The organism is Serratia sp. TSA_105.2 (assembly GCF_052692115.1).
On sequence record NZ_JBQZFT010000006.1, the window covers coordinates 63,528 to 83,700 of the forward strand.

Sequence of the window (20,173 nt, forward strand, 5' to 3'; positions counted from 1 at the left end):
TTGTAGCAGAAAGCGCCGATGAGATTTAGCGGGTATAATCAGCGCAATTTTCGCATCAACAAAGGCAATACCATGGCAAAAACGGCGTGCGCCCTGCACATTCTGGTAGACAATGAAAAGCTGGCCAACGAGCTGCTGGCCAAGCTGAAGCGCGGCGTCAGCTTCGACACGCTGGCGCGCAAATACTCGAGCTGCCCGTCAAAACGCAACGGCGGCTCGCTGGGCGAATTCAACAAAGGCGCGATGGTGTCGGCGTTCGATAAAGCAGTGTTCAGCATCCCGCTGCTCAAACCTTACGGCCCGGTCAAAACCCAGTTCGGTTACCACATCATCAAGGTGCTGTACCGCAACTGAGGGGGCCTGAGCCCCCTGCCTGCTGAAAATTACTGCGCGCCGGCGTCCGTCGCCGGCGCTGCCACCGCGGTGTCGGCCGGTTTGGCTTCTTCCGTCACCACCGCCGGCGCCGGCATCATGATGCCGTCATAGGTTTCCTGCAGCTGCTTCATGCTCATTTCCGGTTCGCCTTTCGGTTGCATCAGCACCAGCGTCGCCTCCTGAGAAAGCTGCAGCTTCAGCGCCTGATTCAGCGTCTCCAGCGTCAGGCTGGACAGGAACTCCTGGCGCAGCTTCTGATACAGCTCCGGTGCGATATCCACCACCCCGCTCTGCTGCGAGCGCAGGCGCTGGCTCATCAGCACGTCGGTATCGGTGCGGGCGTAAGTGGCGAACAGCTTGCTTAACTGATCGTTTTTCTGCGCCAGCAACGCATCGAATTCCTCTTTGGACAGGCCGTTGTCACGCACGTTGGCCAGCTCGCGGGCGATAAAGCCCAGGCTGCCGTTCAGGTTGTTGTTCGGCGTATCCAGATGGATGGCGCACTGCCCGCGCTGGTACTGCACGCGACAGTCAAAGCCCAGATGCAGGCTCTTCTGGTCGCTTTTTTCCAGCGTCTGCTGAAGATGCCAGAACAGCGCCTCGCGGGCGAGATCGCCACGCCAGTAACGGAGCAGGCTCTGCGAATCGCGAATCGGGTGCCACGGCGAATCCCACATGATCGACAGCGTATCCTGTTTCACCTGCTCGCTGATCAGGCTCACCGGCTGCTGCGGCAACGGTGTCAGCGTCGGCATCGGGGCCGGAGTTTCACGTTTGCCTTGCAGCGGCGAGAACGCCTTGTTGATCTGCTCGCCCAGGCTGCGGCTGTCAATCTTACCGACCACGAACAGCGTCATGGCGTCCGGGGTATACCACTGTTGATAGAATTTCTTCAGCTGCTCGAGGTTAACCGGCCGTTTCGCCGGCTGCGCAGGATCGTGCGCCAGCAGCGTCGAGCCTTTCAGGCGGTAACGCCACCAGACGTCTTGGGTATTGGGCGGGAAAGTGCCGACCGGATTGATGGTGGAATTCATCACCGCGTGTACCGTATGCTCGTCGATCGCCAGTTTGCCGGTGGTGTCCGCCAGCCAGGCCAGCGCTTCTTTCAGCAGGTCGGGCCGGTTGTTCGGCAGGCTGAGGTTATACATGGTGAAATCATACGAGACGATCGCCGGCGGCAGCGGCCGCTCGTTATCTACGCTCTGTTGCCACAGGGCGCGCAGCTGCGGCGCGGTAAAGCTTTCGCTGCGCGCCAACGCCAGCCGCGGCAGCAGATGGGCGAAGCCGGTCTGCTGCGAAGACTCCACCAGAGAGCCGGTATTGACGATCAGCCGCAGTTCCACGCGATCGCTTGGCCGCTGCGGCGTATCGAGAATCTGCCATGAAAACCCGTTGGCCAGCGCCCCCTGCTGCCAGGCAGGATCGGGTTGTAGTGCTTCAGCCTGCACGCTGCTACTGGCGGCAGCCAATAGCAGCCCACCAACTATAAGATGAATTCTGGTGCCCTGCATGTGAACCCCTACTTAATGACTATCCAATTTCTTATGCAAATGCGTGTATTCCATTCAATGGAATCATAAAAATACGCCCTGAGTTTCACAGTGGGGCGTAAAGCAGAAAGTGTACCATCGTGTTAGACCGCGCGCCTTTGCGGATGTCACTCATTAGAGTGAAAAATAATAGATAGCGGGTTTTTTAATGCAAGAAATCGTTACGAGGCAGGGGTTGTACCTCACCGGCCGCGGCTGCGGCCGGTGATTCGCCGCCAATATCAGGCGGAAGGCTGCGTTTTGTCCGCGCCGGCGTTTTTGTTGTTCAGCGTATCTTTCAGCTGTTTCTCATCCAGCTGGTTACACCATTTCGCGACCACCACGGTCGCCACTCCGTTACCCACCAGGTTGGTCAGCGCGCGGGCTTCCGACATGAAGCGATCGATGCCGAGGATCAGCGCCAGCCCGGCCAACGGCAGGTGGCCGACGGCGGAGATGGTGGCGGCCAACACGATAAAGCCGCTGCCGGTCACGCCCGCCGCGCCTTTGGAGGAAAGCAGTAGCACCACCAGCAGAGTAACCTGATGCATGATATCCATGTGGGTATTGGTCGCCTGAGCGATAAACACCGCGGCCATGGTCAGGTAGATTGACGTGCCGTCCAGGTTAAAGGAGTACCCGGTCGGGATCACCAGGCCCACCACCGATTTCTTGCAGCCCAATTTCTCCATTTTATCCAGCATGCGCGGCAGCGCGGACTCGGACGACGAGGTCCCCAGCACGATCAACAGCTCTTCTTTGATGTAGTTGACGAATTTGAAGATGCTGAAGCCGTTGGCGCGGGCGATGCTGCCCAACACCACCACCACGAACAGGATACAGGTAATGTAGAAGCACACGATCAGCTGGCCGAGTTGCACCAGGGTGCCGACGCCGTATTTACCGATGGTAAACGCCATCGCACCGAAGGCCCCGAGCGGCGCCAGGCGCATGATCATGTTGATGATGCCGAAAATCACCCGCGAGAAGCTGTCGATCACGTTGTAGATCAGCTGCCCCTTGTCACCCAGACGATGCAGGGCGAAGCCGAACAGCACCGCGAACAACAGCACCTGCAGAATGTTGCCGCTGGCGAACGCGCCGATCACGCTGCCGGGGATGATGTCCAGCAGGAACGGGATGATGCCCTGCTGCTGCGCCTGCTCGGCGTAGACCGCTACCGCCTTGGCGTCCAGTGTGCCGGGATCGACGTTCATGCCGGCGCCCGGTTGCACCAGGTTGACGATCACCAGGCCGATAATCAGCGCGATGGTGCTGACGATTTCAAAATACAGCAGCGCGATGGCGCCGGTGCGGCCCACCGCCTTCATGCTTTCCATGCCGGCGATGCCGGTCACCACGGTGCAGAAGATCACCGGGGCGATAATCATCTTGATCAGTTTGACGAAGCCATCGCCCAGAGGTTTCATCTCGGCGCCGAGGTCAGGGTAGAAATGGCCAAGCAGGATACCCAGCGTGATCGCCGTCAGCACCTGAAAATAGAGGCTCTTAAAGATCGTTGTTTTCATATGAACATCCTATGGGGGGAAGACACGCACCAGGCAGCAGTCTAAAAATCCAGCCTGTTCATTGCTTGCGCGGAAAATAACACCCACTTAACAACATGGAAATAATTTGTTGCACCCGCCGTGTGGGGTTGATGTGAATTTAAGAGCTGAAACGCGTCAGTCGGGGTGCAAAGCTGAAAATTGCGTAAGCCTTTGTTTGCACTAACGCAAAAGAGGTAGATAAAGAATGACGATTTTCGGACGGGGAAAAGTACCTGAAAGGTAAACGCGGCGCTTACGGCGCCGCGCGGCAAAACTCGGCTTCGAACGCTTCGCGCGGCAGCGGCCGGGCGAACAGGAATCCTTGCCCACTGCGAATGCCGTGCCGCAGCAGCCAGTCGCGCTGCTCGGCGTTTTCCACGCCTTCGGCCATCACCGGCAACGCCAGCACTTCGGAGATCGAGCTGACGATGCGCACCATCGCATCGTCGGCCGGCAGCCCCTGAATAAAGCTGCGGTCGATTTTAATCAAGTCGATCGGCAGGGATTTCAAGCGGTTGAGATACTCCAGGCTGGAGTAGCCCATGCCGAAGTCGTCCAGCGCGATCGACAGCCCCAGATCGTGCAGCTCGCGCAGCAGCGCCAGCGCGCGATCGAGATCGTCGATGCGTACCGTCTCGGTGATCTCCAGCAGCAGCTTGCGCGGGTCTATCCGATACTGCGCCAGCAGGTTTTTCAGATGCGGGACGAACGCTTCATCCTGCATCTGAATACCGGAAACGTTGACCGCCAGCGGCAGCGCAATGCCACGTTGCTGCCAGTCCGCCAGGATACGGCAGGACTCTTCCAGCACCCAGTTGCCGAGAGGCACGATCACGCCCAGCTCTTCCGCGAGCGGGATGACGTCGGCCGGCAGGGTATAGCTGCCGTCATACTGCTGCCAACGCAGCAGCGCTTCGGCGCCGATTACCTCGTTGGACTGCATGTCGATCTGCGGCTGCAGGAACAGCGTGAAATGCCGCTGTTCGATGGCGTGCAGGATCTCGCTCTCCTGCGTCAGCCGCTTCTGCGTGCGTTCCGTCAGGCTGGGCTCGAAGAACAGGATCTGATTTTTTCCTTCGCGGTGCGCGGACATCATCGCCGAGGTGGCGCTGCGCAGCAGCTGTTCCGCACTCTCCCCCTGATTGAGGTAGTGCGCGATGCCGATGCTGGCGTTGGGCCGCAGCGCCAGACCTTCCAGCGTCAACGGCGCGTTGATCTCCGCCATGATGCGCCGCGCCAGCTGCATGGCGTGGAACGGCCGCTCGATGCCCTTGGCCAGAATGGCGAATTCGGTATTGCTCAGCTGCGCCAGCACGCCGTTTTCGTCGATGCAGCCGCGCAGCTTCTTCGCCAGCGCCAACAGCAGCGCTTCACGCATCGCCGGGCTCATCACGCCCGAGGCCTCATGCAGCGTCTCGATGCCGATCACCAGCAGGTTAAAACGCTCGGGGCGCAGGCTGGAAGCGATATGCTGTTCCAGCAACGCGTTCAGCAACGCCGGATTCGGCAGTTCGGTCACCGGATGGCGGGTGCTGAGGCGGCTCATGTCGGCATGCGCCTTGGCCAGCGTCTGTTGATTGCGGTTGTAGTTGCGCACCAGCAGCCCGAGCTCGTCGTCCTGGTGCAGCGCCGGCAGCATCAGCTGGTGATAGGGCGCTTCGTCCTGCGAGATGTTTTCCAGCTCCTTGGCCATCGCGCGCAGCGGATGCACCATCAGCCGGTTCATGCACCAGGTGATGGCCACCGACAGGATCAGCGCCAGCAGCAGGTAGGTCGACAGCATGGTCGACAAAATGCTGAGGATGAACTGGTACATGCGGAACGAGTCGGCCTGCAGCACCAGATAGGCCAGCGGCTGCTGGTTGGCCGGCACCCGCTCCAGCGAATAGAGCGGTACGGAAATTTGGATCGGCAGTTCAAACAGCCGGGCGATCAGCGTCGGCACCGGCCTCTCAGGCGGGAAATTGGCGTGCAGCGCCTGAAACTCGTTCGGCAAGACGATATCCGCCCGGCTCAGAATGCCGACCGGCAACAGCGTGTTCAGCACCCTTTTGGCTTCCGGCACGTCCATGCGCAGCACCGCTTCCGCCAGCGGCTGGCGCACGGAGTGCGCGATATTCTCCAGTTGCTGGGCGTAGTCATCCCTGCGCTGCTGCACAAAGTGGAATAACTGGATCACGATAAAGATGCAGATCGTGACCAGCGCCACACCGGACACCGTCGCCATCTGCTTAATCGTTAACGAACGCCTGACCCGCAAACCTGCTCTCCGTGAAATCGGGCTGAAACAAAAAAGGGGGCTGACTCTCACCCGCCCCCTCGAACCGGGCTGAGTATACTCGATCATCGGCTGTTTTTATCTGGCTATGCCGCAGGCAAAACCAAGAAAATCGCGGGTTTCAGTCTTTTCCTAAAGCGAACAAACGCGACCCGGACACAGGGTAACAAAACTCCCCGGCGTCCGACACTCCGAATCTTTCTCCTCCCGGTTACTTGAAGTCGGCGTAAGGCGTCAGCGGCTGCGGCGGCAAATCGAGATCCCCCTGCCAGCCGGCCAGGGAATAACGCAGATAAATCAACGCGTGGCTCGGCGTATAGTCCTTCGCCTGTTGAATGTCGATACCGGCGCCGAGCGTCCAGTGCGAACTGAGACGGCGTTCGACGATCGCCCGCAGGGTATAACCGACGCCACTCGAGGCGCTGCCGTCCTCAACGGCGAACTTATCGGGCAGTGAATCCGGGATCAGCCCCTGCAGCGGATAGCGGCGCTGGCTGTCGGTTTTCGAATGGGACAGCGAAACCGAACCGCCCAGCTCCCACGACCAGTTCTCGGTGCGCTGGCGATAGTTGACCGGCAGCGACAGCGACAGATATTGCTGCGGGCTGTAATAGCCGCCCTGTCCCAGCGAATAGCCGCTCAAATCCTTCTGGTAGTGCCACAGCATGGTATTGAGCCCGACGCTCAGACGGCGATTGTCTTCGTTGATCAGCTTGTAGTAGTAGCCGGCCATCAACCGCTGTCGCTGGTTGTCCGCCACGTTCTTGCCGGTAATCTGGTGCGCGCTGAGATCGGCCCACACGCCGTTCGCCTCGCCGCGATCGTAGCTGGCGCTCAGGCTGACGCCGGTGGCGCGCACGCCGCCCCAGGTAATGCCGGTGTTCGGGTCTTTGGCGCCGCCGAACGCCAGCAGCGAGCTGGAGATCGGCCGCCGCGAAGCCGCCAGCGTCCAGCCGATGTGGTTCCAGTCGCCGCTGTAGGCCAGGCCGCCGGCCCAGTCGACCACCTCGAAGCCCATCGGCGTCGTGCCGATATCGGCGGCCCAGCGGTCGTTTTTCCAGCCGGCCGCCACGCTGGTGCCGGTGGTTTTCTGGTGTTCATCGCCGCGGCACCCTTGCGTATGGCAGGTGCCGAAGGTCTCGTAGTATTTGCCGCTGCCGTCGGTCGAGAAGCGGCCGGCGTCCAGCTGCACGGTGTCGGTACGCAAGAAGGCGCGCCCGTCATACAGCGGCATGTCCACCTGCAGCATGGTGTCGTGCGCGTTGAAGTCGGAAATGCCGCCGGTGCCGCTCGAGCGCCAGTAATCGTGATCGAGCGTGACGTTCACGTCTTGCTGCCGATACAGATCCGCGGCGTCGGAACGGATGCCGCGTTTCAGCCAGTCGTCGCTCGGATTATTGCGCGTCAAATAGGTGTAGCTGTCATTGTCCTGCGGCAGCGTCGGCGTGATGCCGCCAGCTACCATCGCCTGGCGGTAATCCTGCTGTGCTCGCTCAGGCTGTTGCTGAGCCCTTTCCAGCCGGGCGGCGTCACGGTAAACAAGCGCCTTGGTCTGCCCCACGGGCTCCGAAGCCGCCGCCGTTTTCAGTCGGTCGAAGATAGCTTCGGCCTGCTGCGGATCGCCGACCGCGCCCCAGGCATTGGCGACCCGCCGTTGGCTGTTGAGCGAAGCGTCCTGCGGCTGCGGTTCGGTTTTCAGCCGCTGGCGCGCCGCGTCCAGATCCCCTTGCGCCACATAAGCTTCGATCTCGCCCAACTGCGCATCCGGGTTGTTCGGTTCGCGCCGTTTCACCCGCTGATAGTCATCCAGCGCCGCCGCATACTCCCCGCGCGCCAGCGCCCAGTCGGCGAGCAGCAAGTCGATGCGGGTGTCCGCCGGCTGCCGACGCAGATAGGCTTCCGCCGCCGGTTCGTCACCGGCCGCCCGCAGCCGTTCGGCCTGTTCGATCACCGCCTGCATTTTCAGCCGCTGCGCCAGTTCGCGCATGTTGTCGTTCCACTGCGCGGCGGGCAACGTATTGAGCTGCGCCAGCGCCTGGTCGTCGCGATCGCTGCCGGAAAGGTAGAGCGCATAGGCGTAGGTCAGCTGCGGATTGGCACGCTGACGCTGCGCCAGCTGCCGGAACAGAGCGTCCGCCTGCTGCGGCTGCCCGGCCTGACGCAGCGCCTGCGCATAGCGATAGGTCAGCCAGACGTCGTCGGGACCCATCGGCTGGGCGCGGCGGTAGATTTCCGCCGCCTGTTGCCACTGCTGTTGCGCCGCCAGCGTCTCCGCCTGCTGCTTCAACATGTCGAGCCGCAGCCCGTCGAGGGTGCTGCGCAGCTTGGCCTGTTGGCTACGCGGCAGGCCGTTGAGGTAGGCCAGCGCTTTTTCCGGCGACTGCCGTTGATAGAGATTCACCAGGCCGCGCAGCGCGCTGCCGTTGCCGGGATCGCGCCGCAGCGCCTGCTGATAAAATCCTTCCGCCGCGGCGTCATCCTTGCTCGCCACCGCCACATCGCCCAGGCCGATAAACGCATCGCCGTCGCTGTCGTCGAGCTGGCGCGCCTGCTGATATTTCTGCCTGGCCAGCGCGAGATTGCCGGCCTTCAGCGCTTTATCGCCCTCGTCGATCACCAGCCAGTAGCCGGTGCTCTTGATCAGGCTTTGCCACTTGCCGCTGTCGTAGCCGTTCTTGTCGGCGGCCAGCGCCTGGCGGAACAGTTTCAGCGCCTGCGGGCGGTTGCCGGCGCGCGAATAGGCCTGGCCGAGCGCGCCCAGCACCTCGGCGTCGTTCGGCGTTGCCGCCAACGCCTTTTGCAACGCCGGAATGGCCGCCCGGCTGCCGCCTTTATCCACCTGCGCCAGGCCGCGCACCCGTGCCTGATACGCCGGATCGGCCAACAGTTTCTGCTGCCTGGCCAGCTCTTCACGGGCGCTGGTCGCCTGATCGCCGGTGTCGAACACGCCGAGGAAACGGTTGAGCGCCGCCGCGCTTTGCGCGCTGACCGGCATCGCTTTGACCTTATCCAGCCACAGATCGGCGGCATCGCCGCGCCCGGCCGGATCGGCGGCGATCTTCTGCAGCAGCTCATAGGCCTGCGCGTCCTGGTTCTGACTGAACAGCATGCGCGCCAGCGACATGCGCAGCGCCACGTTGCCGGAATATTGCTGGTCCAGTGCCTGCAGCTGCTTCAACGCCTTCGCTTCCTGCCCCGGCAAGCGCGCCACCAGCCGCCAATACTCCACCGCCAACTCGAGCGTCGGCGGCTCGCCGTGGAACAACGCATCGTACTGCGCCTTGGCCTCCGGCAACCGGCCGGCGGTCGCCATCAGGCGAGCCTGCTGCAGCTTTTGCCGGGTTTCCGGCTGCGTCAGCAGCATATTCATTTGCGCCTGGCGATAGGCGCTGGACTGCGGCGCGAGGGTTTTCAACTTGTCCAACTGCTGCTGCGCCAGCGCCATGTTGCCCTGCCGCAGCGCCAAACGCATGCGCGCGGCGATCACGTCCGGGTTGTTCGGATCCATCAGCTCGAGCCGGTACAGCGACTGGCGCACCAGATCGTCCTTGTTGCCGGCCTCACCAATACGCACCTGTTCCAGCAACCACTGTTCCGGCGCCACGGCCTCCGCAGCGCGCGCCTGCGGCAACATCGCCAGACTCAGCGGAATCAAATTCAGCCAGTTTATTTTGAAGTTGTGCATTGGCCGTCCCACGAGGGTTGCAATTCACCCTGACGATTAAAGCGATAACGTTGTTGATCCCACCCCTGACCGAACAGCGTCAGCGAGGCGCTGAAATAGGCGTCGTCACCCGGCGGATGTTCGCTGATGCGTTGCCGCTGTGTCGCCAGCGCCTCGGCCTGCGTCGCCAACATCGGCAGCATCGAGGCAGAAAAGCCGACCGGGCCGGCGCCGGTGGTTTTGCCGCTGGCGGTATCGGTTTTTTCCGGCGGCACGCCCTGTTTGGCGGTGAGCTGCGCCATCGGCTGGAAGCGTTCGAGCAGCGCCGCCTTGTGCTCATCGTCGTCCGCCAGCATGCCGGCCCACAGATAAACCCGAATGGCGTCGTAGCTGCCGACGTTCGGCTTGACGGTATCCGGCTGCCAGCCGGTGCCGACCCGCCACACTACCCAGTCCGGTGAGAAACCGTGCGGCGCGGTGTCCAGCCACAGCCGCTGGTTGACCTGGCGCATCGCGCGCCACGGGCCGTTCAGCGCCGCAAAACGCGCCAGCAGCTGCGGCGGCAGGTAGCTGGGGTTCAACCGCCAGCGATCTTCCGCCACGAACCCGACTTTGCCCGGCAACAGCATCAGGCCCAGGCCGGGAATGTCGGCCACTTCCTCGCGGCCGATGCGTTGCAGCAGCAGCGTCCCCAGGGTTTGATAACGCCGGCTTTTCCACAGGCGGCCAGCCTCGAGCAGGTTGTAAGCGATCCACAGATCGGCGTCCGACGCCGAGTTGGCGTCCAGCACCTTCCACTGCTTGTCGTCGCTCTCGCCCCACAGCCAGGCGGGCAAACGGGCGCTGAGATCGCCCGCCGCCAGGTTGTTCTCCGTCCAAGCCAGCAGCAGATCGAAGGTCGGCCGGTCGTTGGCCACCAGGGCGAAGAACAGGCCGTAACTCTGCCCCTCGGAGGTGGTGATTTTGTTCGGGCTGCTCGGATCGATCACCCGCCCCTGCGGGCTGATGTAGTACTGCTTGTACTGTTGCCAGCCCGGCCACTCGCAGGCCGCCGCCGCGCTGAACGCGCACAGCAGCAGCATGCCGAGCGACAGGCGTTGCAACATCGCGCTCACCGCCGTCAATCCCGATCTTCAGGCGCCAGACGACGCCGGCTGAAGGCCTTCAGGCCGCGCCACAGCATCAGCCCCAGGATCACCACCAGCACCACCGCGATCACCGCCAGCAGCACCGGATGGGTGGAGAGGGCATACCACAGCCGCTCCCACCACGGCAGGTGGCCGACATAGTAAATATCGCCGACGCGCAGGCTGTTGACCCCCGATTCGCGGATCACCGCCACCGAGCCGAACACCGCGGCGCGCTTGCCGCTATCCAGCAAGGCATTGTTCAGCAGCTCATAGCCGCGCGGGCTGTCCGCCAACAGCGCCACGATGCTGCGCTGGTCGTTGAACGGCGACTGCACGCCGATGATCGCCGACATCGCGCCCTCGGAGCTGACGGTGGTCTTGCTGTCCGGTTTGGTATCTTCCGCCAGCACTTCCGCGCTGGGCAGCGGCGGCTGCCGCGTCGGCTGTTTCACCCAGCTTTGGGTCGCGTCCACCAGCAGGCTGATTTTCTTGTCGTCGCGCAGCTCCGGCGGAATGGTGCCGACCAGCAGGATATCGTCGTCGCGATCCTTGGCCTGCGACCAGTCGTCGCTGAGCGTGAAGGCCAGCGCCGGATAGCCGGTTTGCGCGCCGATTACCCCTAGCGCGTTCAGCAGCGCGCTGACCTGCGCCGGCTGCGGTTTCTGGTTCACCAACACCAGCGTTTGCGACAGATCCGCCAGACGGCTGAACGGGAAGCCGGCGTTGGCGAAGGCGCGCAGGTCCGGCATCGCCATAAAGTGGCGGTAGCCGGAGAAATCGATGGTAGACGCGCCGTCGATCACCGCATGGTTTTGCGTGAAGGAGTAGGTTTCGCAGCGCCCTTCTGCGCCGCTGGCCAGCAGCGTGGTGTAATCGAAGTCAAAGCGCAGCTGGTTGGTGGCGCCCAGCCGCAACGCCGGAATACTGACGTTCTTGTCGGAGTCGAGCAGCCCCTGCGTCAGCGGCAGGCGCAGCAGCTGCGCGCCCTGCTCGTGTTCCGGCACCAGCGAGTACGCCTGCACGAACTGGTTGTTCAGGCTGACGCTCAGCCGCGAACCGTCCTGAATGCGCGGCGCGGTGTAACGGTATTTCAGGTGCATGTCGATGCCGGTGCTGCGGATCAGGAACAGATCCGGCGGCAGGTTCATGGTCAGCGAAATCGGGCCGGGCTCGATGCCGCTGGTTTGCAACTGTTCGGCGTATTGCTGCAGCTCGGCGAAGGTCATCGGCCGATCGGTACGCACCCAGTTCGGCGCGTCATAAGGCTGGCGCGGCGCGAGCTGCTCCACCTTGTCCACCGTCACGTTCTGGCCGCGGAACAGGATGTTGCCCTGCGCGATGCCCTTCACCGCAGTGATCAAATCGTTGTCGTCACGCCCCTGAATCAGCAGCAGTTTGACGTACGGATTGTCCGGGTGGCTGATCATCTCCACCGTCGGGCCGTTGACCGCCGGATAATCGCGCAGGAAATCCGGGCGCTGCGAGTTGGTGGCGAACACCACCGCGTGCTGCGTCGGCAGCGCGTTGTACAGCGTCGGGAAGGATTGCCCGCGCCACTGTGCCTTGCTGCCAAACCAGGACGCCAGAATGCCCGCCGCGCGCTGCTGGGCCAGATCCGGCTGGTCGGCGAACACCATCGGCAACGTCAGCGGCCGATTATCGCGGCTGTCGAAGAACGGCTCAGGGAAGTGTGACAGCTCGTTTTTCACCGGCAGCGTCTGGAAACGCAGCTTCAGCGCGCTGGATTTGCTGACGTCGAGCCACAGCGAGGTGCTGGCCGGGTTTTCGCAGATGTTCTGATAATGGCCGACGAACACCAACCGGACGCGGTTAAAATCGGTGATATAGCGCGGATCGATCGCCATCTGGATGCGATTGGGCTTGCCCAGCTGCTCTTTGGCGAGGGTGGTCACACCCATCAGTTCGTCGTTCAGGTAGACCTTGACGTGCGACTCCACCGGGATCAGCGCCGGCGACGGCGTAAACTCCATATCGAGCATCGCCTGCGAGACCACTTCATCGCTGCGCACGCCGAATTCGATCTGTCCGTCCGGCCGGGTGCCGCGCAGGATAAAGGTGCCCGGCGGCGGCGCTATCTGCGCAAACGACAGCGACACGTCGCGCACCGGCGCATTCGGATCCTGCGGCGCGGCGGCCGGCGGTGGCGGGGCTGTCGTATCGGCCGCCGCGGCGATCGGCGGCTGGGCCGCCACGGTCGGCGCGGTGGCGGTTTCGGCCTGCGACAGGGTGCTGATGCCTAAGGCCAGAGCAGTTAACCAGGTTATTTTTCTCGTCATCGTATCATCATCAATGTTGGAGCCTGTTCACCGGGCGAGTGAGCGGGCGGTTGAACTCGCAGCTAACCCACTGTTTCTTGTTGACCCAAGGTCGGATCCCTGCCGACGCCGCGCGGAATAAACGACACTACCCAGGCGGTCAGCGACGTGACCCCGACCAGCAGACCGCGCACCAGCGGCGGCGCGTAGTCCGCCATGCGCACATATCCCCGGAAGCCCAGCGCCAGCACGTCGCGCAGGCTTTCGATCGGCCGGTCTTCAGGGAACCCGTCCTGCCACAGCGCCCAGGTATCGGCGCGGGCGAAGGTGCACTGAATGAAATCGATGTGTTCACGGGTGGAGAGGTCGACCAGGCGTACCCCCACCTTGTTGCCGAAGGCGCGCGTCACCACGCAGGGGAAGCTGTACTCCTGCTGGCCGCGCTTGAGCAGCAGCGAGACTTTGTCGCCGTCTTTCAACGCGTTTTCCATCCGCATCTCAATGCCCACGCCGCCGTCGGAGTAATCGCGCAGGGTGCAGGGATACAAATGGCCATCGGCGCGCGCGATCGCCGCCGGCATGGCGATTTCCACGCGGTGCGCCTGACGCACCTGCTTGGCCTCCACCGCCACCGCCACCGCGCCGCCGAGAATCGTCATGTTGTACAGCACCCACACCAGGCTGATGATCACCGTCATCACCTCGTCCGTCGGGCCATAGGCCAACCGCCAGACGCCGAATGCCAGCCCGGCCAGGTTCAGGATCACCAGGAACATGTAAGGCCGGGTGATCACCCAGTCGACGTGCTCCTCCTCCACCAGCCCGCCCTTGGCGGTGACGTTGAATTTGCCCTTGTGCGGATTGAACAGCGCCACCGTCGTCGGCCGCGCGATATACCAGGCCAGCACCGTTTCATAGATTTCGCTCCAGAACGAATGGCGGTATTTCCCCTGGATACGCGAGTTGGTCAGGCTGGCGTGGATCATGTGCGGCAGCACATAAAGCGCGATCGCCAGCGCCGGCGCGAAGATGATGTAGGCATGCAGCAGCAAAAACGCCAGCGGCGCGGTGAGGAAGATCAGCCGCGGAATGCCCGACAGGAAGTGCAGCATGGCGTTGGCATAGCACAGGCGCTGCGCCAGTTTCAGCCCCTTGCCCAGCAGCGGGTTGTCCAGCCGGAAGATCTGCACCATGCCGCGCGCCCAGCGAATGCGTTGGCCGATGTGCGCCGACAGGCTCTCGGTCGCCAGCCCGGCGGCCTGCGGAATGCGGATATAGGCCGAGGTGTGCCCGCGTCGGTGCAAACGCAGCGAGGTATGGGCGTCTTCGGTGACGGTTTCCACCGCGATGCCGCCGATCTCGTCCAGCGCGCTGCGGCGCAGGATGGCGCAAGAGCCGCAGAAGAAGGTGGCGTCCCACATGTCGTTGCCGTCTTGCACCAGCCCGTAGAACAAGGTGCCCTCGTTGGGCGTCTGGCGGAAACGGCCCAGGTTGCGCTCGAACGGATCCGGCGAGAAGAAGTGGTGCGGGGTTTGCAGCATCGCCAGCTTTTTGTCTTTGAAGAACCAGCCCATGGTCAGCTGCAGGAAGGAGCGCGTCGGCACGTGGTCGCAGTCGAATATCGCCACGAACTCGCCGGTGGCCTGCTTCAGCGCATTGTTGATGTTGCCGGCCTTGGCGTGTTCGTGGGTCGGCCTGGCGATGTATTTCACCCCCACTTCGTCAGCGAACGCCCGGAATTCGGGGCGATTACCGTCGTCGAGGAGATAGATATTCACCTTTTCCTTCGGCCAGTCGATGCCTAGCGCCGCATAAATAGTGGGCTTCACCACCCCGAGATCTTCGTTGTAAGTCGGCACCATCAGATCGATGGTCGGCCAGGTGGCGCTATCGGCGGGCAGCGGCACCGGCTGGCGGTTCAGCGGCCAGACGGTCTGGAAATAACCCAGCACCAACACCACCCAGGCGTAGGTTTCCGCCACCAGCAGCAACAGGCCGCAGACCAGGCTGAGCGGGTCGTCCCAGTTCAGCGTGGCGGTATAGCGCCACCACAGGTAGCGACAGGAGACGGTCAGTGACAGCACGATCAGCATCAACCCCGGCAAGCGCCCCGGCACCCGGCGCACCACCATCGCGATCCCCCACAGCAGCAGGACGAACACGAACTGCGCCGGCAGATCGAACGGCTGCGAGATGCACAGCATGGCAAGGATCGCCGCCAGCACGCTGACCAGGATAAATAGCGCGCGCCGCATACCGCGGCTCATGCGGCCGAGGCGCTCCACCGAGCGCTGTTCCACGCCGGCGTTCTTCAGCCGTTGCGGCAGGCCCTGCAGCCCGTCGGCGTAGCGCTGCTGCAGCCGCCGCCAACCGGCGAAATAGTCGCGCTGTACCGGCGCGCGGCCGCTGCGAAACAGCAGCAGCCACAGCCCCTGCAGCAGATAACGCAGCGCATCCGCCGGGCGCGGGCGGTCGGCGGACAGGTGCGGGAACCAATAAGCGCGGCCGGCGCGCACGCGCTGCCAGGCCGGCGATTCGAAGCGCAGCAACAACCAGCCCAACGCCACCAGCAGCGTGGCGAAAAAGGCGGTCAGCGCCGACGCGCCGTTGCGCCGGTAGCCGCGGTAGCGCGTCTGCACCGCCTGACGCACCGGCGGCACCAGCAGCAGGCTCAGCACCCGACTCATGGCGCAACGCCCCGTTTGAGGTTGATCAGGCACCAGTTGGCCAGCGTCAGCACTTCATCCGCCGCCAGGCTCTCGGGGCGGTACTCACCCAACGGCTGTTTGACCGCCAGCGCTTCCGCCAACGCTTCGTCGCGGTGGATCACCACCGGCAACAGGCCGCTCAGCGTTTGCAGCCACAGCTGATGCAGATCCTGCTGCAGCTGGCTGGCGGAGGAGTAGTGATTGACCAAGAAACGGCAGTCGTTCGGCAGCGTCTGCTGATGGAGCCGCACCTGACAGTTGGCGTCGGGGTTCAACAGCACGAACACGCTGTCGGCAAGCTGCAGCGCCTGCTGCGCCAGCACGCCGTCCCCGACCGGAACATCCAGCAGGATCCAGCGCTGCGGATCGCCGGCGATCAGTTGGCGCACATTGTCGCGCCAGCGTTCCGGCTGCTCCCGACACTGACTCTGCACTTCCAGCCGTTCCAGCGCATTCAGGCGGCCAAAGGGCAGAAAGTCGAGGTTTTCACAATAACGCAGCGCCCCTTCCTGCCAGCGCCCGCCGTCCCGCTCCGCGCGAGCCCAGCCGCGCGCCAGCTCGAACGGCGTGTTGAAATGCAGGCGCAGCAGATTGTCCGGCGTGAAATCGATCGCCAACACCGACTCGCCCAGCTGCTGCAACGCCCAGGCGAGCGCCGCCGTGACCGACGTGGTCCCCATTCCACCCCGCAACCCTTGCAGCGCGATCACCGGCATAGATCAGTGGCTCCCCGTGGTCTGCGCCAATTCGGCCAACAGCGGCCAGCGCGTCATCATTTGCGTTAACCGCTCCTGCCGCGAAATATCGACATAGCTTAATTTCGGCAATGAAAAAGCCTGGCTGAGCGCCTGCAGGTCATCCTGGCTCTCCCCAGGCGCCGCTGCACGAAAATGGGTGGGTGCGTTATTCATTCTTCCGCCTTGGCGAAAATAGGCTATGTTAATTAACTATAGCAACGATACAAAAAGAGATAGGCAATAAGATGATTCTCAACAAATATTGTTGAAGAGCGTCGGATATTTGTTATTGCCAGAGTAAAAATGGCTATCTTTAAATATAAACGCCTTTAGTCGGCTTTCAACGAAAGTAGAACACATCCTATGGCGCACTCTTTTTCTCTAGGCATTCGGCAGATTTGGGAAGAGCTGTCGGTGATGCAGGCCCCCGGGCTGTATTGGATCAATATCGACAGGCAAAGCGACGCCGCGCTGCTGTGTCGCCAGGTCATCGCCGCCCAGCCGGCCACCCACAAAGTCGCCCTGATCTGCAGCGGCGATAAACCCGATCGCTTGCTGGCCGAGCTGGCTTCGCCTGCCTTGCAGAAGCTGCCGCTGTATCAATTACCGGAGAAAAAAGCCGCGCTGACGCAGTTGAGCGACGATCTGATGCGCGCCCTGAGGCCGCAAAATCGCTTACTTATCCTGCTGGCCCACGCCAGCCTGTGGCAAACCTTCACCACCGAAGAGCTGCGCGAGTGGACCCGTGCCCTCGCCGCATGGCTGCGGCGGCAGGGGTGTACGCTGCTGATCCTCAGCCACGGGGGCGGCATCAATAAGCTCAAGGGGCAGCTCAGCGCGCAGCATCGCATCCTGAATGGCCTGTCCAGCCTGCAATGGCAGCAGGACAGCGCGCAATACCTGGTGAACTGGTGGAGTACCGAAAACGGCATCAACGCCAATCAGCTGCTGACGCTGTACGCCGCGGAAGGCGGCTGGCAGGGTGAGGATGAAAATAGCCAACCCTCCCCCACCGCCTTGCGCAGCGACGAAGGTCTGTATCTGGCCGAGCGCAGCATCCTGGAAGGCGCGCCGCCGCTGTCCGCCAACTGGCAGCTGCTGGAGAGCAACGACGAACTGGCGCAGCACGGCATGCTGCGGCTCTCGGCGACGTTGATTTTCGCGCTGTACCAAAGCGACCAAATCGATCACCTGGCGCACCAGATCCACACCCTGCGCCGCAGCCGCGGCAGCGGCCTGAAAATCGCGGTGCGCGAGATGAGCGCCAGTCTGCGCTACAGCGACGAACGGCTGCTGCTGGCCTGCGGCGCCAATCTGATCGTGCCGCACGTCGCGCCGCTGTCGCGTTTTCTGACCATGCTCGAGGGCATTCAGGGGCAGCGCTTCTCGCGCCATGTGCCCGCCGACATCGATGCGCTGCTGGCCGGTTTGCGCCCGCTGCAGCTCAAAGGCTATATGCGGCCGGAACCGTTCAGCCAGGCGGTGCTGTCGCTGATGGGCAACACGCTGCTGCCCGAGGACGGCAAAGGGGTGATGGTGGCGCTGCGGCCGGCCACCGGCCTGCGCGCCGAACAGGCGATGACCCTGTGCCACCTGCGGCGCTTCGGCGACGTGATGACCGTCGTGCAGGGGCGGCTGGTGCTGTTCCTCTCCACCTGCCGCATCAACGATTTGGATACCGCGCTGAAGTTCATTTTCCGCCTGCCGGTGGATGAAGCCTTCAGCAACCGGGTGGTATGGCACCAGGACGTCGATATCATTTCGGAAATCAAACGCATGGCCCAGGGGCGCTGGCAGATTTCGGCCACCGGCGCTGCCGGCGCCACGCCGCGCCCCAGCGTGAAAGCGCCCGAGGTGCCCGCAGAACGGCGGCAGCCGGTCGCCTTCACGCTGCCGCTCGGCCCGCAGGAGGAACCGCATGCTGAACCTTAACGACATCGTGCAACTGATCCTGCTGTGCGCGCTGATCTTCATTCCGCTGGGCTACGCCTTTCACCGGCGTTTTCCGCATTTGCGTCAATACTGGCAAAACCTGTTGTTATCGCCGCGCTATTTGAAATCCGCCGGTTTATGGGTGCGCACAGGCTCCTCATCTCAGATTAAACGTAAGAAGCAGCCATGAATCCAAACTCGAAGACGCAATCCGATAACGCTCTGTGGCGCTACTGGCGTGGGCTGGGCGGTTGGAACCTCTATTTTCTGGCCAAATTCGGCCTGCTGTGGTTCGGCTACCTGAACTTCCACGCGCTGCCGAACCTGGTGTTCATGGCGTTTCTGCTGATGCCGATCCCGTCGCAGCGCCTGCACCGCTGGCGCCATTACCTCGCTATCCCGATCGGCATCGCGCTGTTCTACCACGACACCTGGCTGCCGGGCATCAACAGCATTCTCAGCCAGGGCTCGCAGCTGGCCGGCTTCAGCGCCCAATATCTGCTGGAGCTGATCAACCGCTTTATCAACTGGCAGATGATCGGCGCCGCCTTCGTGCTGCTTATCGCCTACCTGTTCGTCACGCAGTGGGTGCGCGTCACGGTGTTCACCGTGGCGGCGCTGGTGTGGCTCAATATCGTCAACATCGCCGGGCCGGCGGTCTCACTGCTGCCCGCCACCTCCACGGCCTCAGCCGGCGGCGCCAATACGCCGGCCACGTCGGCGCCGGCCGCAGGGGACGCTGCACCGGCAGACAGCCTGCCGCCGACCAGCGTCAACCTGACGGCCTACCTGAATCAGTTCTACGAGCGGGAAAAAGGTCGCGCTACCGCGTTCCCGGCCACCTTGCCCGCCGACGCCCAGCCGTTCGATCTGCTGGTGATCAACATCTGTTCGCTGGCCTGGGCCGATATGGACGCGGTCAACCTGCAGAATCACCCGCTGTGGTCGAAAATGGACATCATGTTCGACAGCTTCAACTCGGCCACCGCCTACAGCGGCCCGGCGGCCATCCGTTTGCTGCGCGCCAGCTGCGGCCAGCTTTCGCATCACGATCTGTATCAGCCGGTGAACCAGCAGTGTTACCTGTTCGACAACCTGGCGAAGCTCGGCTTCAAGGAACAGCTGATGCTCGATCACTCCGGGGTATTCGGCAACTTCCTGAAAGAACTGCGTGAACAGGGCGACATGCAGGCGCCGCTGATGTCACAGGCCGGCATCGGCAACGAGCTGACCTCGTTCGACGGCGAGCCGATTTATAACGATCTCGAATTGCTGACCCGCTGGCTGGATCAGCAGCAAAAAGGCGGTGACGGCCGCACCGCCACCTTCTTCAACATCATTCCGCTGCACGACGGCAACCGCTTCGTCGGCGCCAGCAAGAGCGCCGACTATCAACCGCGCGCGCAGAAGCTGTTCGATCAGCTGAACACCTTCCTTGACCAGCTGGAGAAATCCGGCCGCAAAGTGGTGGTGGTGATCGTGCCGGAACACGGCGCGGCATTGGTGGGCGACAAGATGCAGATGTCCGGCCTGCGCGATATTCCCAGCCCGAATATCACCCATACGCCGGTCGGCATCAAACTGGTGGGCATGAAGGCGCCGCATCAGGGCAGCCCGCTGCAGATCAAAACGCCGAGCAGCTATCTGGCGCTGTCTGAACTGGTGTCGCGCCTGGTGGATGGCAAGGTCTTCAGCGAATCCAGCGTCGACTGGCAGGCGCTAACCCAGGGGCTGCCGCAGACCCCGGTCATCTCCGAAAACGACAACGCCATCGTGATGCAGTATCAGGGCAAGCCCTACATTCGCCTGAACGGCGGTGACTGGGTGCCTTACCCGCAATAAGCGCGGCCTCATCCCCCCAAAGCACGCCGCCGGCGTGCTTTTTTATTGAGTTTTTATAATAAAAATAGTGAAACCGCTCGACCGAAAGAATGTTATTAACAACAAACCGTTGAATTCTATTATTAGATTATTATTTTAATGCGAAGATTCTT

13 protein-coding genes are annotated in these 20,173 nt (G+C 62.6%); 4 read left to right on the plus strand and 9 right to left on the minus strand.

The window, feature by feature from the left end:
• Positions 1–72: 72 nt before the first annotated feature.
• On the plus strand, positions 73–354 hold the full coding sequence (ppiC, locus tag ACUTSC_RS17935) for a peptidylprolyl isomerase PpiC (protein WP_197768293.1): 282 nt from the start codon (positions 73–75) through the stop codon (positions 352–354).
• 29 nt (positions 355–383) lie between these two features.
• On the opposite strand, the gene ACUTSC_RS17940 is transcribed toward ppiC, so the two are convergent.
• The 9 genes from ACUTSC_RS17940 to bcsR form a co-directional block, all read right to left on the minus strand.
• Positions 384–1,886, minus strand: a complete 1,503-nt coding sequence (locus ACUTSC_RS17940; protein WP_197768294.1) for an insulinase family protein — start codon at positions 1,884–1,886, stop codon at positions 384–386.
• 260 nt (positions 1,887–2,146) lie between these two features.
• Entirely contained in the window at positions 2,147–3,433 is a 1,287-nt protein-coding gene (locus ACUTSC_RS17945) for a C4-dicarboxylate transporter DctA (RefSeq protein ID WP_197768295.1), read from the minus strand.
• A 274-nt stretch (positions 3,434–3,707) separates the two neighbouring features.
• The gene (gene hmsP / locus ACUTSC_RS17950) at positions 3,708–5,714 is read right to left on the minus strand and encodes a biofilm formation regulator HmsP (RefSeq protein WP_443003619.1); all 2,007 of its coding nucleotides are present in this window, start codon (positions 5,712–5,714) and stop codon (positions 3,708–3,710) included.
• Positions 5,715–5,943: 229 nt separating this feature from the next.
• Positions 5,944–9,417, minus strand: a complete 3,474-nt coding sequence (gene bcsC / locus ACUTSC_RS17955) for a cellulose synthase complex outer membrane protein BcsC (protein ID WP_197768296.1) — start codon at positions 9,415–9,417, stop codon at positions 5,944–5,946.
• On the minus strand, positions 9,399–10,511 hold the full coding sequence (gene bcsZ / locus ACUTSC_RS17960) for a cellulose synthase complex periplasmic endoglucanase BcsZ (RefSeq protein ID WP_197768297.1): 1,113 nt from the start codon (positions 10,509–10,511) through the stop codon (positions 9,399–9,401). The genes bcsC and bcsZ overlap by 19 nt, the downstream gene beginning before the upstream one ends.
• Before the next feature lie 5 nt (positions 10,512–10,516).
• Positions 10,517–12,823, minus strand: coding sequence for a cellulose biosynthesis cyclic di-GMP-binding regulatory protein BcsB (bcsB, locus tag ACUTSC_RS17965; protein ID WP_197768298.1), 2,307 nt, complete (start codon positions 12,821–12,823; stop codon positions 10,517–10,519).
• A gap of 62 nt (positions 12,824–12,885) precedes the next feature.
• On the minus strand, positions 12,886–15,489 hold the full coding sequence (gene bcsA, locus ACUTSC_RS17970) for a UDP-forming cellulose synthase catalytic subunit (protein ID WP_197768299.1): 2,604 nt from the start codon (positions 15,487–15,489) through the stop codon (positions 12,886–12,888).
• Positions 15,486–16,226, minus strand: a complete 741-nt coding sequence (gene bcsQ, locus ACUTSC_RS17975; RefSeq protein WP_197768300.1) for a cellulose biosynthesis protein BcsQ — start codon at positions 16,224–16,226, stop codon at positions 15,486–15,488. The genes bcsA and bcsQ overlap by 4 nt, the downstream gene beginning before the upstream one ends.
• A gap of 3 nt (positions 16,227–16,229) precedes the next feature.
• Positions 16,230–16,421 (minus strand): cellulose biosynthesis protein BcsR, encoded by a 192-nt coding sequence (bcsR, locus tag ACUTSC_RS17980; protein WP_033649881.1) that lies wholly within the window; start codon positions 16,419–16,421, stop codon positions 16,230–16,232.
• A gap of 189 nt (positions 16,422–16,610) precedes the next feature.
• On the opposite strand from bcsR, the gene bcsE reads away from it, so the two are divergent.
• Genes bcsE through bcsG form a run of 3 tightly spaced genes read left to right on the plus strand, consistent with a single transcriptional unit; the run spans position 16,611 to position 20,021 of the window.
• Complete coding sequence (bcsE, locus tag ACUTSC_RS17985) at positions 16,611–18,179, plus strand: cellulose biosynthesis protein BcsE (RefSeq protein ID WP_197768301.1); 1,569 nt, start codon at positions 16,611–16,613, stop codon at positions 18,177–18,179.
• The gene (gene bcsF, locus ACUTSC_RS17990; RefSeq protein ID WP_004934139.1) at positions 18,166–18,369 is read left to right on the plus strand and encodes a cellulose biosynthesis protein BcsF; all 204 of its coding nucleotides are present in this window, start codon (positions 18,166–18,168) and stop codon (positions 18,367–18,369) included. Before bcsE ends, bcsF begins: the two co-directional genes overlap by 14 nt.
• Entirely contained in the window at positions 18,366–20,021 is a 1,656-nt protein-coding gene (gene bcsG, locus ACUTSC_RS17995) for a cellulose biosynthesis protein BcsG (RefSeq protein ID WP_197768302.1), read from the plus strand. Before bcsF ends, bcsG begins: the two co-directional genes overlap by 4 nt.
• Positions 20,022–20,173: the final 152 nt, after the last annotated feature.

Coding starts and splice junctions, on each gene's coding strand:
- ppiC (WP_197768293.1), top strand. CDS start 73: ATGGCAAAAACGGCGTGCGCCCTGCACATTCTGGTAGACAATGAAAAG.
- ACUTSC_RS17940 (WP_197768294.1), bottom strand. CDS start 1,886: ATGCAGGGCACCAGAATTCATCTTATAGTTGGTGGGCTGCTATTGGCT.
- ACUTSC_RS17945 (WP_197768295.1), bottom strand. CDS start 3,433: ATGAAAACAACGATCTTTAAGAGCCTCTATTTTCAGGTGCTGACGGCG.
- bcsC (WP_197768296.1), bottom strand. CDS start 9,417: ATGCACAACTTCAAAATAAACTGGCTGAATTTGATTCCGCTGAGTCTG.
- bcsB (WP_197768298.1), bottom strand. CDS start 12,823: ATGACGAGAAAAATAACCTGGTTAACTGCTCTGGCCTTAGGCATCAGC.
- bcsA (WP_197768299.1), bottom strand. CDS start 15,489: ATGAGTCGGGTGCTGAGCCTGCTGCTGGTGCCGCCGGTGCGTCAGGCG.
- bcsQ (WP_197768300.1), bottom strand. CDS start 16,226: ATGCCGGTGATCGCGCTGCAAGGGTTGCGGGGTGGAATGGGGACCACG.
- bcsR (WP_033649881.1), bottom strand. CDS start 16,421: ATGAATAACGCACCCACCCATTTTCGTGCAGCGGCGCCTGGGGAGAGC.
- bcsE (WP_197768301.1), top strand. CDS start 16,611: ATGGCGCACTCTTTTTCTCTAGGCATTCGGCAGATTTGGGAAGAGCTG.
- bcsF (WP_004934139.1), top strand. CDS start 18,166: ATGCTGAACCTTAACGACATCGTGCAACTGATCCTGCTGTGCGCGCTG.
- bcsG (WP_197768302.1), top strand. CDS start 18,366: ATGAATCCAAACTCGAAGACGCAATCCGATAACGCTCTGTGGCGCTAC.